Annotated in this window: 13 protein-coding genes and 1 tRNA gene; 5 read left to right on the forward strand and 9 right to left on the reverse strand. The window is 70.7% G+C overall.

The window, feature by feature from the left end:
- Positions 1-17: 17 nt before the first annotated feature.
- From ACWDEX_RS21440 to ACWDEX_RS21460, 5 genes are all read right to left on the reverse strand, one after another.
- Positions 18-836 carry an SCO1664 family protein gene (locus ACWDEX_RS21440; protein ID WP_450465295.1) on the reverse strand — a complete coding sequence of 273 codons (819 nt, stop codon included), beginning with the start codon at positions 834-836 and terminating at the stop codon, positions 18-20.
- Positions 800-1,390, reverse strand: coding sequence for a DUF3090 domain-containing protein (locus ACWDEX_RS21445; protein WP_450465296.1), 591 nt, complete (start codon positions 1,388-1,390; stop codon positions 800-802). The genes ACWDEX_RS21440 and ACWDEX_RS21445 overlap by 37 nt, the downstream gene beginning before the upstream one ends.
- A 131-nt stretch (positions 1,391-1,521) precedes the next feature.
- On the reverse strand, positions 1,522-2,208 hold the full coding sequence (locus ACWDEX_RS21450) for a histidine phosphatase family protein (protein WP_450465298.1): 687 nt from the start codon (positions 2,206-2,208) through the stop codon (positions 1,522-1,524).
- A 102-nt stretch (positions 2,209-2,310) separates the two neighbouring features.
- Complete coding sequence (locus tag ACWDEX_RS21455) at positions 2,311-3,099, reverse strand: ferritin-like domain-containing protein (protein ID WP_450465299.1); 789 nt, start codon at positions 3,097-3,099, stop codon at positions 2,311-2,313.
- 213 nt (positions 3,100-3,312) lie between these two features.
- Complete coding sequence (locus tag ACWDEX_RS21460) at positions 3,313-4,368, reverse strand: LLM class F420-dependent oxidoreductase (protein ID WP_450465300.1); 1,056 nt, start codon at positions 4,366-4,368, stop codon at positions 3,313-3,315.
- Positions 4,369-4,504: 136 nt separating this feature from the next.
- Between ACWDEX_RS21460 and ACWDEX_RS21465 the strand changes: the two genes are divergently transcribed.
- Both ACWDEX_RS21465 and ACWDEX_RS21470 read left to right on the forward strand, forming a co-directional pair.
- Positions 4,505-5,488: an aldo/keto reductase gene (locus ACWDEX_RS21465; RefSeq protein WP_450465301.1), complete on the forward strand. Its 984-nt coding sequence runs from the start codon at positions 4,505-4,507 to the stop codon at positions 5,486-5,488.
- Positions 5,485-7,746, forward strand: coding sequence for a helix-hairpin-helix domain-containing protein (locus tag ACWDEX_RS21470; RefSeq protein ID WP_450465302.1), 2,262 nt, complete (start codon positions 5,485-5,487; stop codon positions 7,744-7,746). The genes ACWDEX_RS21465 and ACWDEX_RS21470 overlap by 4 nt, the downstream gene beginning before the upstream one ends.
- An 84-nt stretch (positions 7,747-7,830) precedes the next feature.
- On the opposite strand, the gene ACWDEX_RS21475 is transcribed toward ACWDEX_RS21470, so the two are convergent.
- A complete protein-coding gene (locus tag ACWDEX_RS21475; protein WP_450465303.1) occupies positions 7,831-8,535 on the reverse strand; it encodes a hypothetical protein in 705 nt (234 codons plus the stop codon).
- A 47-nt stretch (positions 8,536-8,582) separates the two neighbouring features.
- Here ACWDEX_RS21475 and ACWDEX_RS21480 point away from each other — a divergent pair, with 47 nt between their 5' ends.
- Positions 8,583-8,771, forward strand: coding sequence for a DUF5703 family protein (locus ACWDEX_RS21480; RefSeq protein WP_014671721.1), 189 nt, complete (start codon positions 8,583-8,585; stop codon positions 8,769-8,771).
- Positions 8,772-8,945: 174 nt separating this feature from the next.
- On the opposite strand, the gene ACWDEX_RS21485 is transcribed toward ACWDEX_RS21480, so the two are convergent.
- From ACWDEX_RS21485 to ACWDEX_RS21495, 3 genes are all read right to left on the reverse strand, one after another.
- Entirely contained in the window at positions 8,946-9,797 is an 852-nt protein-coding gene (locus ACWDEX_RS21485; protein ID WP_450465304.1) for a chaplin, read from the reverse strand.
- 166 nt (positions 9,798-9,963) lie between these two features.
- A complete protein-coding gene (chpH, locus tag ACWDEX_RS21490) occupies positions 9,964-10,197 on the reverse strand; it encodes a chaplin ChpH (protein ID WP_450465434.1) in 234 nt (77 codons plus the stop codon).
- Between the two features lie 195 nt (positions 10,198-10,392).
- Complete coding sequence (locus ACWDEX_RS21495; RefSeq protein WP_450465305.1) at positions 10,393-11,757, reverse strand: M20/M25/M40 family metallo-hydrolase; 1,365 nt, start codon at positions 11,755-11,757, stop codon at positions 10,393-10,395.
- A gap of 146 nt (positions 11,758-11,903) precedes the next feature.
- On the opposite strand from ACWDEX_RS21495, the gene ACWDEX_RS21500 reads away from it, so the two are divergent.
- Positions 11,904-11,991: transfer RNA gene (locus ACWDEX_RS21500), tRNA-Leu, on the forward strand.
- 158 nt (positions 11,992-12,149) lie between these two features.
- Positions 12,150-13,877, forward strand: coding sequence for a DNA polymerase/3'-5' exonuclease PolX (gene polX / locus ACWDEX_RS21505; protein ID WP_450465306.1), 1,728 nt, complete (start codon positions 12,150-12,152; stop codon positions 13,875-13,877).
- Position 13,878 lies beyond the last annotated feature (1 nt).

The following is a 13,878-nucleotide window of genomic DNA, read 5'->3' on the forward strand; positions in this document are numbered from 1 at the left end:
CCGTCCGCCCTGACGCCTTACACCGGCGGCCAGGGGATCGCCGGCCACTCCCCACCGGGCTCCGGATGCGTCCCGGACACCAGCAGCGCCTCCACACGCGCGCGCGTGGCCGCCACCTCGGCCGCGGTGATCAGCCCGGCCAGCCGTACGGCCAGTGCCCCGCCCTCTTCCAGAGCCCCCTTCAGCCCCTTGAGTACCTCGACGGCCTCGCCCGTCAAGGGCTCCCCCGCCCACCCCCACAGCAGTGTGCGCAGCTTGCCCTCGGTGTTGAAGGTCACCCCGTGATCGATGCCGTACAGGTGTCCGTCGCCGGTGGGCAGCAGATGACCGCCCTTGCGGTCGGCGTTGTTGATGATCGCGTCGAGGACGGCGAGCCGCCGCAACCGCTCGTCGTCGGCGTGCACGAGCAGAGCGGTCCTGCCATCACCGATGTCGGCGAGTCCGACGGCCTTCCAGCCGTCCCCCGGTTCCTCACCGTCCACCAGGGCGAGCAGTTCGGCGTCCGGTTGCCCCTCGACCCACAGCTGGCACATGCCCTCGCCGTACGGGCCTTCGCGCAGCACGGTCGGCGGCACGAGCCCCCAGCCGGTCGCCTCGGACACCTCGTACGCGGCGACCTCGCGCTGCGCCAGTGTCCCGTCCGGGAAGTCCCACAGGGGGCGCTCCCCCGCGACGGGTTTGTAGATGCAGGCGGCCTGCCGCCCGTCGAACGAGACCGTGCAGTACAGCGCCGCGTTGGATGCTTCGCGGATGCGTCCGCGTACGGTCAGCTCGCCCTCGGCGAGCAGTTCGGCCGTGGTCACGCTCCGCGGCGGTATCCGTTCTGGCGCGGACATACATGTCCTTCCGGGTCGAGCGGGAGGCTGCACAGCGGGCAGGGCGGCCGCCCGGCGTTGACGACATCGAGGGCACGTTTGGCGAAGGCCCTGGCCTGCACGCCGGTCAGGCGGACCCGGAGCATCGGCGGACCGTTCTCCTCGTCCTGCAGCAGCCGCTCCTCGGCCTCGGCGAGGTCCTCCTCGGAGTCGGCGTCAAGCTCGACGAGGGCCTGCGCCTCGACGATCATGCGCTGTTCCTCGCCGTCCCAGGCCAGGGCCATGGTGCCGACGCGGAACTCCTCTTCGATCGGGGTGTCCAGCGGCGCCGTGTCGGCGATTTCCGTGGGAGGGATGGCGGGTACAGCGGCGCTGCCGCCGCTGCGGCGCACCACTTCGTCGAGAAGCTCGTCCATGCGCTCGGCGAGCGCCGCGACCTGGGTCTTCTCCAGGGCCACGCTGGTCATCCGGTGTCCGGCCGAGGCCTGCAGGAAGAAGGTACGGCGCCCGGGCAGCCCGACCGTGCCGGCCACGAAACGGTCCGGGGGGTCGTAGAGGAACACCTGACGGGACACGTCCTGTCTCCATTGGATCGGGATCGGGATCGGGGCTGGCTGACCGCGCCGGCCCGCTTCGGTTACTGACGACTACTGCTGATGACAACTACTGCGCTGGTTCGATCGCTTCACCCTACTGCGGCCGACGATCACGGTGCGCCAGCACCGCCTCCTACCGTGGCGTCTCCACCGGAGGGCTCCTCGCGCGGCACGAGGGAGGCGAAATCGCCGGTGTCCCCGAGACGAACGAGAAACGGTCGCAGCCGTGTGTAGCGGATCGCGGTGATGGAACACGGTTCGACGGAGATCCGCTGGAAGAGGTCGAGATGAAGGCCGAGTGCGTCCGCGACGAGTGACTTGATGATGTCGCCGTGGGAGCACATGAGGTATACGGCGTCGCCGCCGTGATCGCGCTCCACGCGCGCGTTCCACTCCCGTACCGCCTCCGCGGCGCGGGTCTGCATGGCCCGCATCGACTCGCCGCCGGGGAACACCGCCGCCGACGGGCGCGCCTGGACGACCTCCATCAGCGGCTCGTCCTTCAGTTCGGCGAGCTTGCGGCCGGACCAGTCGCCGTAGTGGCACTCGCCGATGCGTTCGTCGGTGTGCGCACGCAGTCCGGGGCGGGCGTCGAGCAGCGGCCGGACGGTCTCCTGGCAGCGCTGCAAGGGGCTCGTCACGACCTCGGCGATCGGCAGTTCGGCAAGCCGCCCTGGCAGGGCCGTGGCCTGCGCGGTGCCGCGCTCGTCGAGGGCGACGCCAGGCGTCCAGCCGGCGAGCAGTCCCGCGGTGTTGGCGGTGGAGCGTCCGTGCCGGACGAGGATCAACGTGGGCATGCCGCCCACCCTACGGGCTGTCCCGAAAGTCCCGCGTGCGACCGGAAGACGGCCCACTGTGGTACCGGGTGCGCACCCCGCGCGCGTGCCCCGCTTTCGCGTCTACGCGAACTCCGGTGCCGGTCTCGCAGGCCCGCCCAGGGCGTCGCGGCGTTCCGGCATCCTCAGCGAGACCATGCGACGCCAGCCGCCGGCGCGCTCGTACGCGTACTTCGCGTGGATGCCTGCCGCCAGCACCGCCTTCTTCGCCCTGGACCAACCGAGAATGCGTCCCATGTGGGTCGTCACCGCGAGGCTGACATCGCGGTGGACGCGGATCTCGGCCAGCGCACACGCGCGCAGCGTCCGCTGGATGGCGCGACCGTGTCCCGCGTAGGCCAGGCGCAGCAGTTCCTCGTGGCAGTAGGCGAGGTGGTCGTCCTCGTCGTCCGCGATCATCCTGATGCCGCGGCCCACCTCCGGATGGTCGCCGAAGTACCCGCGCAGGAGGTCCATCTGCTCGGAGGCGCGCTGTTCGGTGACCCTGCTGTGGGCGAGGTAGATGACGATGTCCTGCACGGTCAGCGGTTGCTCGCTGCTGAGCTTGCCGTGGGAGAGCCCGATGCCGCGCCGTTCCAGGAGCATCGTGTAGTCGGTCTCGGGCGGGACCCCGACGGGTTTCAGGCCGCGCTTGCGCATCAGTGCGGTGAAGATCCGCCCGTGTTTGTCCTCGTCGGCGCCGTGCCGGGCGATCTTGGGCGCGAGTTCCCGCTCGGCGGACGGCACGAGGCGGGCGATGCGCCCGTTCTCCCAGCCGCCCTGTGCCTCTCCACTGGCAGCGATGGAACAGAAGAGCCGGAAGGAATCGTCGTTGTCGAAGATCTCCTGGAACAGGTCTTTGGCCGAAAGCATCACTGGCGCCTCTCTCCGGGTCCGCGGAGACGAGTCAAGTGCGGTGCCCGGAGTGCGGCAACACGGGTGCTGGACGACTGGGCCGAACGAAGGACGGGGAGGGCCGCACGGCGGCGCGTAACCAGGAGCACGTCTACGCGTTGTTCCCGGTGACGGCCGTGGCGGGGAAGACACCCGAGCCCCCACCGCGGCCGTGGAGACCCTCCGCTCGTGTCACGCGAGCCCGGCCCGCTCCAGGGCCTCGGATCCGGCCCGGAGCGCGGCGATGCGCTCCTCCAGCGTGAAGCCCGCGGGGGCCAGCGTGAGTGTGGTGACGCCGGCTGCGGCGTACGCCTTCATCCGGTCGGCGATGCGGTCCACGGAGCCGAGCAGGGTGGTCCGGTCGATCAGCTCGTGCGGGACCGCGGCGGCGGCACCCTGCTTGTCGCCCGACAGGTACTTGTCCTGGATCTCGGCGGCCGCCTTCTCGTACCCCATCCGCTGGGCGAGCTGGTTGTAGAAGTTCTGCTTGGAGCTGCCCATGCCGCCGAGATACAGGGCGGTGTAGGGGCGGAAGATGTCGGCCAGCGCCGCAACGTCCTTGTCGTCGCCGACCGCGAGCGGGAGCGTCGGGCAGATGTCGAAGCCGTCGAGTGTCCGGCCGGCCTTCTCGCGTCCGGCACGCAGATGCCTGATCGCGGTCTCTTCGAGGTGGTCGGCCGAGGGGAAGATCAGGAGGGCCCCGTCGGCGATCTCTCCGGTCTGCTCCAGGTTCTTGGGGCCGATCGCGGCGATGTAGAGCGGGATGTGTTCGCGCTGGGGGTGCACGGTCAGCTTGATCGGCTTGCCGGGGCCGCCGGGCAGCGGGAGGGTCCAGTGTTCACCCTCGTGCGACAGCCGCTCACGGGTCATCGCCTTGCGCACGATCTCCACGTACTCCCGGGTGCGGGACAGCGGCTTGTCGAACTTGACGCCGTACCAGCCCTCGGAGACCTGCGGACCGGACACGCCGAGGCCGAGGCGGAAACGGCCACCGGAGAGCGAGTCGAGGGTGGCGGCGGTCATCGCGGTCATCGCGGGCTGACGGGCCGGGATCTGGAAGATGGCGGAGCCGACGTCGATGCGCTCGGTCTGCGCGGCGACCCAGGTGAGGACGGTGGCCGCGTCGGAGCCGTAGGCTTCGGCGGCCCAGCACACGGCGTATCCGAGCCGGTCGGCCTCCTGGGCCACGGCGAGGTTGTCCGCGTCCATTCCGGCGCCCCAGTAGCCGAGGTTGATCCCGAGTTGCATGGCCGATTCCCCTTACCGATCAGTAACGTCTCTTGTGGAGGGAGACACTAGTCGACCGGCGTGGCCGCGGACATACCGGAAACCGGTTGTCCACAGGCCACCCATGAGCCAAGTTCAGGCCGTAATCTCGGCGTCCATGGAGCAGAGGCATCTCGGCCGTACCGGCCTTCGTGTGTCCCGGATCGGACTCGGCACCCTGACCTGGGGACGTGACACGGACGAGCACGGCGCCGCGGACCAATTGAAGGTGTTCTGGGAGGCGGGCGGGACCCTCGTCGACACCGCGGACGTGTACGGGGACGGGGAGGCCGAGTATCTGCTGGGGAAGCTCGTGGACGGGCTCGTACCGCGCCAGGATCTGGTCATCGCCACGAAGGCGGGGAGCGTGCCCGACCCCGACCGCCGCTTCGACACCTCGCGCGGCCATCTGCTCGCCGCACTGGACGCCTCGCTCTCCCGCCTCGGCACGGACTACGTCGACCTGTGGCACATCCACGCCTTCGACGCCGCCACCCCGCTGGAGGAGACCCTGCAGGCGCTCGACCTGGCGGTCAGCAGCGGCCGGGCGCGCTATGCGGGCGTGTCCAACTTCTGCGGCTGGCAGCTCGCCAAGGCGGCGACCTGGCAGCTCGCGGTGCCTGGGGTACGGACCCGGATCGCGAGCACCCAGATGGAGTACTCGCTGCTGCAGCGCGGAGTGGAGCGCGAGGTGCTGCCGGCGGCGCTGGACCTGGGGGTGGGACTGCTGCCGTCCTCCCCGCTGGGCCGGGGCGTGCTGACGGGCAAGTACCGGAACGCGACGCCGCCCGACTCACGGGGGGCGTCGGAGCATCTGGCCCCGTTCGTCGCTCCGTACCTGGACGACACGGCGAGCGGCATCGTCGACGCTGTGCAGACGGCCGCCGACGGGCTGGCCACGACACCGCTCCAGGTGGCGTTGGCATGGGTCCGCGACCGGCCGGGCGTGGTCGCCCCGATCATCGGTGCGCGCAATGCGCAGCAGCTCACGGCGGCTTTGTCAGTGGAGGCGCTTAGTCTTCCTGACGAGATCTGCCGGGCGCTGGACGATGTGTCGGCCCCGGTGCACCGCTATCCCGATCACGACTGGAGCACGCTGTGAGCACGGACCCGGAAACCACGGAGACGGCCCCCCGGCCGGGGGAACCGGCCGACGAGGCCGGGACCGGGACGGGCGGGGGCGTGGACGGCGGCGGATCGGTGCCAGAAGACCCGGGGGCGGCGCCCGAGGACCGAGGATCGGCGTCCGCGGCCCGCGAGGACTCCGGGGCGCCGACCGACGCACCGAGCCACGACGGCTCTCAGGACACGGTCGCCCGCGAGGGCGACGGGTCCCAGATGTCCGAGGCCGAGGCCGAGCTGGCCGCTCAGCGGGTCGAGCGGGAACGGATCGAGCAGCGGAAGGCGGAGAAGAAGGGGCCGGTCGAGGCCGGCGGGAAGCTCAGTGGAAAGGCAGCCGACCTGCTGGCGGCAGTGCGGGCCGTGGAGAGCGGTGAGAGGCCGGTGTCACCCGTGACCGGCGGGCCGTCACCCGCTCCCCGGCGACCCGCGGCACCCGAGCCCGCACGGCGCCCGCAGCCCGTGGCGCCCCCGGTCGCGCCGACGGGCCCTGCCGCGGAGGCCGTCGCGGCAGTCCGTGCGGTCCTGGTCGAGGGCGGCGCCCCCGACTCCCTCGCGCCCCGGGTCGCCGCGACCCTCGGCGAGGGCGCGGACGCGCGACTGCGCGCGGACCCTTGGCAGTTGCTGCGGGTCGTCGGCGTGCGGCCCGAGCAGGCCGACGGATTCGCCCGGGCACTGCTCGGCGCGGAGTGCCGCCCGGAGGACGAGCGCCGGGCCCGTGCGATGACGGTCTGGCTGTTGGAGCAGGCGGCCCTGGCCGGGCACACCGCGCTGGAGGCCCCCGCCCTCGAGGCCGCGCTCGCCCAGCGCTCGGTGCCGGACCCCGAGGCCGCGGTCCACAGCGCGATCGCCGAGGGCGAGGCTCTCGTCTTCGAGGACGCCCTGGAGACGACCGCGCCGGTTGCCGACGAGGAGGAGGACCGCCCGGTCCGCGTGCTGATCGGTCTGGAGCGGTACGCGCTCGCGGAGGAGAGCCTCGCCGACGGACTGGCCCGGCTGATCAACTCCGTGCCGAAGGAGGCCGGTTCGGCCGAGGACTGGGAGCGGGCAGCCGGATCGGCGCATGGCTGTGCCGCAGAGCTGATCCGCGCGGTCGCGGGCCACGGCCTGGTGCTCCACACCGGCGGGGAGGCCTCCCGCATCGATCCGGCGACGCTGCTGCAGGCGGCACACCGGCTCGGCGTGCGGGTCTGGGCCGCCGTGCACAGTCCGGCCGGCCGACGTCCCTTCGCCGCACTGCTCGACCGGCCCGGTCTTCCGGACGCCCCCGTGGAGCGGACGCCTCCGGCGCTCGCCACGGTGGCAGAAATCCTCTCCGGTGCGGAGGGCCCGGGCCGGGACGCGGACGGGGCGTTGGACCTCGATCTGCTGATCGTGCTCGACGCGCCCCAGTTGGACGTCGAGACGGCGGCCCTGCTCGTCGAGTCGCTGCCCGACGGCGCCCGGCTGGTGCTGAGCGGAGATCCGGGGGTACTGGGGTCGGCCGGTCCGGGACGGGTGTTCGCGGATCTGCTCGCCGCCCGCGTGTGCCCGCAGATCGCCCAACGCACCCCCGACCCCGGCCCGATCGGCGAGTTGGTCTCCGCGATCGGCATCGGTGAGCTCCCGCAGGTCGACGCGCCCGGTAAGGAGGTCGTGATCGTGCCGGTGCGGGACGCCGGCGAGGCGGTGCACCGGACCGTGCAACTGGTCGCGGACTCGGTGCCGCGTGCCCTCGGCGTCCCGGCCGAGCAGACGCAGGTGATCACGCCTGGCCATGGCGGGGCGGCAGGCACCCGTGCGCTGAACGCGGCACTCAAGGAGCGGCTCAACCCCGGCCCCGGCCGCTTCGGCGGCTTTGACCCGGGCGACCGGATCGCCTACTCCCCCGCCCCGGGCCGTACGCTGCCGGGCCATGTCGTGAAGGCGGATAGCGAGGGGCTGCACCTGGAGTGCTCGGGTGCCCCCGTCGTCGTGCCCAAGGAGCAGGTGGGGCAGTCCGTGCGGCATGGATGGGCGGTGACCGCGCACCAGGCGGTGGGGCAGCAGTGGCGGGCGGTGGTCGTGGTGCTCCCCGGTGACGCCGCTCAGGCGCTCACCCGACCCTGGGTGTACACGGCCTTCGGCCGGGCGGTCGGCCACCTTTCCGTTGTGCACGGGGTGGAACAGGCACTGCCCCGGGCGGTGGCCGAGGTTCCCGCCAAGCCGCGGACCACGCGCTTGCCCGTGCTGCTGCGCCCCCAGGTGCCGACGGCCGACTGAGCGGAGCCCGACGGTGCCGAACCGGCCTGAGGCCCGTCCGGCACCGCCACCGCCAAGCGTCTTGGGCTTTCGGGCGGTAGGGCGCTAGCGGTCGGCGTCCAGCGGCTCCACGTCCTCGTCGTCGTCCAGGTCACCGTCCAGTTCGGGATCGGGTCCGAGGTCGTCCTCCAGGTCGTCGTCCTCCGGCTCCTCGTCGAAGACGGCGCTGATGTCGAACCGGCAGACGACCCGCTGCGGATCGACCGGTTCGAAGGGGTTCTCCAGCCATTCGCCCGGCTCCGCCGGTTCGTCCGCGGCTGTCACCCACAGCGTGGAGTCACCCTCCTCCAGGCCGAACTCCTTGTGCCGGGAGGCGATCTCGTCCGGTTCGAACTCACCGAAGAGGACACCGAGCGCGCCGTGGACCGTGCCGGCCGAGGGCTCCGGCGTCCCCTCCTCCTCCGCGGCCTCCACGCGCTCCGCCTGCGAAAGGAGCCGCTGCGGCTCCACCACCGTGTAGTCCCGGCGGATCAGCACGCTCAGCGCGTTCGGTTCTTCGGGGCCCAGGTACGGCGGGAGCGGCTCTTCCACCCCGGGGATCTCGAAAGGCGTGACCTCGTCGTAGCGGTCGTAGAGGAGTTCGTCGTACTCCTCGGCCGCCGCGGCCAACTCGTTGAACGCCTCGTAGACGGCCGGGTCGTCCTCGCCCGTCCTGCGCTCGACCGCGGCCAGGTGGCGGTCGAGCGCGGTCTTGACCGCCTCGGCGGCGGCGCGTACCTCGGCAGCGGTGGGCTGCGCAGCATCAGACATAGTGCAGACGCTATCCGTAGCGGGCCCCAGCCCGCACAATAGATGCGATGCCGGAATACGAATTTGTCGACGTGTACGTACCGCGCGGCGTCTCCCGCAAGGAGGCCACGCGCCTGCTGACAGACCATGCCGAATACGGACACTGGGAGTTGGACCGCCTGAGCCTGCTGCGTGACGGCAGCCGCAGGGTGCGGTTGCGTCGGCGGATCATCCGCCAGGTGCGCGCCACGTGGTGACGGAAGGCGGCTGAAACGGATCGGGCCCCGCTGTGGCGGGGCCCGATCCGTTTCCGTTCCGCAAGCCGCACGGGGAGGGATGCGGCGGGCGCGGTGTCAGACCGTGATGTGTAGGGCACGATCTGACGTTCCGTGGGCGCCGGGACGCCTCCGTGGGCGCTCCCGCTGTCTTGGTCACACGTGCGCGCGCGCCCTGCGGTAGAGCAGCGCACCGCCGAGCAGCGCTCCCGCAGCGGCCGGTACCAGCATGCCGACGGGCAGCTCGCTACCGGTGTGAGCGAGCTGTGCGGCGCCCTGGGGCTGGCTGAGGTGCTGCGTACCAGGGTGCTTGATATGGCTGGAGCCCCAGTTGATCGGCTGCTGGGGCGTGCTGGGGTATCCCGGGTGACTGGGGCGGCTCGGGTGACCAGGGTGAGCCGGGTGACCGGGGTGAGTCGGGTGACCGGGATGACCAGGGTGGTGGCCCGAGTGATCCGGGGGACACGGATGGCCCGGGTGACCGGGGTGGCTCGGGTGACCAGGGTGGCCCGGGTGCTCGGGCGTGCCGGGAGGCGTGGTGCCGCTCCCGCCGCCGGGCGGGGTGGTCCAGTGGCCGCCGCCCGTATTGGCGCAGCGGTTGCCGCCCGCCCCGTTGCCGAGGCCGACCACGTTCACGCTGTTGCCGCAGACGTTGACGGGCACGTCCACCGGCACCTGCACGGTGTTCCCGGAGCCGACTCCCGGGGAGTCACTGGTGCGCCCGCCCGCGTGCGCACCGCCTCCGCCGCGGGAGTGGCTGCCTCCGCCGATGTTGGCGCAGGCGTTGCCTGTTGCCGGGTTGAGCAGCCCGATCACGTTCACGGTGTTGCCGCAGACGTTGACCGGAACGTGTACGGGCACCTGCACCGTGTTGCCCGAGAGCACACCGGGCGAGCCGGCGGCCGCTCCGTTCGCACCCGAGTCGGCGTGCGCATAGCCGCCGGTGACGGCGAGGACGCCGGTCGCCGCCGCCACGGTCATCAGGCCCTTGCGGGTGACCTGTCGCATTGCTGATTCCCTACCTTCAACCTTGTCGTGGACCTTCCGGAACGTGCCCGCAGGCTGCTTGCGCGGGCACGGAGGAACCGGTCGGCCCCGGAGCGCGGCACGCACTCCGGGGCCGACGGACTCATACCCCCACGGGGTGGGGCCCCTCGTGGGGTGAGGCACAACGTCAGTGGTTGACGCAGGTGTTGCCGAAGGTGGGGTTCAGCAGCCCGATCACCGAGATCGTGTTGCCGCAGACGTTCACCGGGACGTGCACCGGAACCTGGACAACGTTGCCGGACAGGATGCCCGGGGAGTGCACGGCGGCACCCTGCGCACCCGAGTCGGCGACGGCCAGGCCCGCACCCGCGAGAACCAGACCACCAGTGGCAGCCGCAGCAGCGACGACCTTCTTGATCATCATTCCTCCTTGTTGGCAAAAGCGATCCAAGCCTCGGACCACATCACCTGTAACGAGGAGGGAGTAATGAGGCTACGAGCGTATGGACGCATTCACCCGTCCTAGCCCTCTCCCGTACGCACTGCCGAATTGCAGAGTCTCGCTTCACCGACCAAGGTCGGACAAAGCGAAGGGAGTTCGGAGCGGTGCGAACGCTCAGGACGCGTCGATGAAACGATCGAGAACGCGCACACCGAACTTCAGCGCATCCACCGGAACACGCTCGTCGACACCGTGGAACATGCCCGCGAAGTCCAGCTCCGGCGGCAGTTTCAGCGGCGCGAAGCCGAAGCAGCGGATGCCGAGGTCGGCGAAGGACTTGGCGTCGGTGCCGGCCGACAGCATGTACGGCACGGCGCGGGCGATCGGGTCCTCGGCGGACAGGGCCGTCTGCATGGCCTCGACCAGCGCCCCGTCGAAGGTGGTCTCCAGCGCCTTGTCCGTGTGCACGTCCTCGCGCTTGACCCGCGGGCCCAGGATGCGGTCGAGGTCGGCGAGGAACTCCTCCTCGTAGCCCGGCAGATAGCGCCCGTCGATATGCGCGGTGGCCTGTCCCGGGATCACGTTCACCTTGTAACCGGCGCCCAACTGCGTCGGGTTGGCGGTGTTCTGCAGCGAGGCGCCGATGAGCTTGGCGATGCCGCCGAGCTTGGCGAGCGTCTCGTCCATGTTCTCGGGGTCGAGTTCGGTACCGAGCGCGTCACCGAGTTCGTCGAGGAAGTGCCGTAGGGTCCTGGTCACCCGCACCGGGAACTGGTACCGGCCCAGGCGGCCGACGGCCTCGGACAGCTCGGTGATGGCGTTGTCCTTGTGGATCATCGAACCGTGACCGGCGGTGCCGTCCACGGTCAGCTTCATCCAGTGCATGCCCTTCTGCGCGGTCTCCACGAGATACAGCCGCAGCTTCTCGTTGACCGTGAAGGAGAACCCGCCGACCTCGCCGATCGCCTCGGTGACCCCGTCGAAGAGATCCGGGTGCTTGTCGACCAGGTGCCGGGCGCCCCAGGTGCCACCGGCCTCCTCGTCCGCCAGGAAGGCGAGGACGATGTCGCGCGGCGGCCTGCGCCCACTGCGCAGCCGGTCACGGACGACCGCCAGCGTCATGGCGTCCATGTCCTTCATGTCGACCGCGCCGCGCCCCCACACGCACCCGTCGGCGATCTCGCCGGAGAACGGGTGGTGCGTCCAGTCCTGCGCGTTGGCCGGCACGACGTCGGTGTGGCCGTGAATCAGCAGCGCGGGCCGCGAGGAGTCCTCTCCCTCGATCCGGGCCACCGTGGAGGCACGGCCCTGGTGCGACTCGAAGATCTGCGGCTCGAGCCCCACCTCGGCGAGCTTCTCGGCGACGTACTCCGCGGCCCTGCGCTCGCCCGGCCCCGAGTGGTCACCGTAGTTGCTGGTGTCGATCCGGATCAGCTCGCGGCAGAGGTCCACGACCTCGTCCTCGCCAGTGACGTTCCTGGCCGTGTCCGTGTGGGTCACGCTGGTTCCTCCCGCTGTCGCTGCTGGTGGTCCCCTCATCCTCCCCCTGGCCACCCCCACAGCCCAAGACCGGTCCCGGCCCATCGCAGGCCGTTCACGACGGAACGGGGGAGTGATCGAACACCCCTGAAAGCCTGGTAATGTTTCCTTCGTCGCCGCGGGGAAGCCCGCGAGACAGACACCTTGTCCGGGTGGCGGAATGGCAGACGCGCTAGCTTGAGGTGCTAGTGCCCTTTATCGGGCGTGGGGGTTCAAGTCCCCCCTCGGACACCAGCTGAGACCCCAGTTCCCCTGGGGTTTTCTGCTTTTCTGGTGCGTGATCCGCCCCCTGGGCCGACCGGTACACCGCGCACTTACTGACATCGGCGAAAAGGGGACAGCCATCCCTCCCCGCTGGCCCCTTGGGCGCGACCGTTTCTAGACTTTGGGATGTGGCCCGGCCCAACGAAGAGGTCGAGGCGCTCCTTCAGGAGTACGCGGACCTCATCGCGATCACGGGAGGCGACGCCTTCAAGGCGCGCGCCTACGAGAAGGCGGCGCGTGCCATCGGCGGCTACCCCGACGACATCTCCCGTCTGGACGCCGACGGGTTGCGGGAGATCCCGAACGTGGGCAGGTCGATCGCCGAGAAGGTGGTCGAGTACCTGCGTACCGGCACCGTCTCGGTGGTCGAGGATCGCCGGTCGAAGATCCCCGCCGGGGTACGGGAACTGATCACGATCCCCACACTCGGTCCGAAGAAGGCCCTGCGGCTCTACGAGGACCTGCACATCTCCTCGGTGAACGAGCTGGCCGCCGCCATCGAGGCGGACGCACTGCACGATCTCAAGGGCTTCGGTGAGAAGACGCAGGAGAACATCCTGCACGGCATCGCCCTCCTGCAGCAGGCGGGCGGGCGCATCCCGCTGCACCTCGCCATGGACGCCGCCGAGGGCATCGTCGCCGAACTCTCCGAGGTGAAGGGCTGCCGGCGCTGCACCTACGCCGGGTCGCTGCGTCGCATGAAGGAGACCATCGGCGACATCGACATCCTTGTCGCCGCCCGGCGGTCCGCCCCCTTCATGGACGCACTCGCCGCACTGCCGTCCACCGCCGAGGTGATCGCCCACGGTGCGAAGAAGACGTCGATCCGCACCACCAAGGGCGTCCAGGTCGATCTGCGGGTCCTGCCGCCGGACTCGTGGGGCGCAGGGCTGCAGTACTTCACCGGTTCCAAGGCCCACAACATCCGCACCCGCACCATCGCCGTCCGCCAGGGACTGAAACTGTCCGAATACGGCCTGTTCGACGCGGAGAGCGACGAGTCCCTCGCCTCCCGCTCCGAGGAGGAGGTGTACGCCCGGCTCGGTCTGCCGTGGATCCCGCCCACGCTGCGTGAGGACCGCGGCGAGATCGAGGCCGCCCTGCGCGAAGAGCTGCCCGAGGTGGTGACCGAGCGGAAGATCCGCGGTGACCTGCACACCCACACGGACCTCACCGACGGTCTCGCGCCGCTGGAGACGATGGTGGCGGCCGCCGCCGAACGCGGCTACGCGTACTACGCGGTCACCGACCACGCGCCCAATCTGTACATGCAGCGCATGACCGACGAGAAGGTCCTCGCCCAGCGGGAGCAGCTACGGGCGCTGGACGGCGCCCACCAGGGGATGCGGTTGCTGCACGGGACCGAGCTCAACATCGGTCCCGACGGGGAGGTGGACTGGCCCGACAAGTTCCTCGCCGGGTTCGACCTCTGCGTGGCCTCCCTGCACTCCCACTTCGACCTTGACCGCAAGGCCATGACCAGGCGGCTCGTACGGGCTTGCGAGAACCCGCACATCAACGTCATCGGTCACCCGACCACCCGGCTGATCGGCAAGCGGCCGCAGGTGGACGCCGACTGGGACGCGGTGTTCGCCGCGTGCGCCCGCACCGGCACCGCGCTGGAGATCAACGCCCAGCCCGACCGGCTCGACCTGTGCGACGAGGACATCCTGCGCGCCAAGCGGTACGGCGCGAAGTTCGCCGTGAACACCGACGCCCACTCCGTCATCCACCTCACCTATCTGCGCTTCGGCGTCGGCACCGCACAACGCGGCTGGCTCACCCCGCAGGACATCGTCAACACCTGGCCGCTCGGCCGTCTGCGCCGGTTCCTCCACAAGAACGGGTCCGTCTGAC

The organism is Streptomyces sp. NPDC001020 (genome assembly GCF_053599115.1).

Excerpts from the sequence above, each read along its gene's own strand:
- ACWDEX_RS21475 (WP_450465303.1), bottom strand. The coding sequence starts at position 8,535 with ATGTCTGATGCTGCGCAGCCCACCGCTGCCGAGGTACGCGCCGCCGCC.
- chpH (WP_450465434.1), bottom strand. The coding sequence starts at position 10,197 with ATGATCAAGAAGGTCGTCGCTGCTGCGGCTGCCACTGGTGGTCTGGTT.
- ACWDEX_RS21450 (WP_450465298.1), bottom strand. The coding sequence starts at position 2,208 with ATGCCCACGTTGATCCTCGTCCGGCACGGACGCTCCACCGCCAACACC.
- ACWDEX_RS21485 (WP_450465304.1), bottom strand. The coding sequence starts at position 9,797 with ATGCGACAGGTCACCCGCAAGGGCCTGATGACCGTGGCGGCGGCGACC.
- ACWDEX_RS21495 (WP_450465305.1), bottom strand. The coding sequence starts at position 11,757 with ATGAGGGGACCACCAGCAGCGACAGCGGGAGGAACCAGCGTGACCCAC.
- ACWDEX_RS21440 (WP_450465295.1), bottom strand. The coding sequence starts at position 836 with ATGTCCGCGCCAGAACGGATACCGCCGCGGAGCGTGACCACGGCCGAA.
- ACWDEX_RS21455 (WP_450465299.1), bottom strand. The coding sequence starts at position 3,099 with ATGCTTTCGGCCAAAGACCTGTTCCAGGAGATCTTCGACAACGACGAT.
- ACWDEX_RS21480 (WP_014671721.1), top strand. The coding sequence starts at position 8,583 with ATGCCGGAATACGAATTTGTCGACGTGTACGTACCGCGCGGCGTCTCC.
- ACWDEX_RS21465 (WP_450465301.1), top strand. The coding sequence starts at position 4,505 with ATGGAGCAGAGGCATCTCGGCCGTACCGGCCTTCGTGTGTCCCGGATC.
- ACWDEX_RS21460 (WP_450465300.1), bottom strand. The coding sequence starts at position 4,368 with ATGCAACTCGGGATCAACCTCGGCTACTGGGGCGCCGGAATGGACGCG.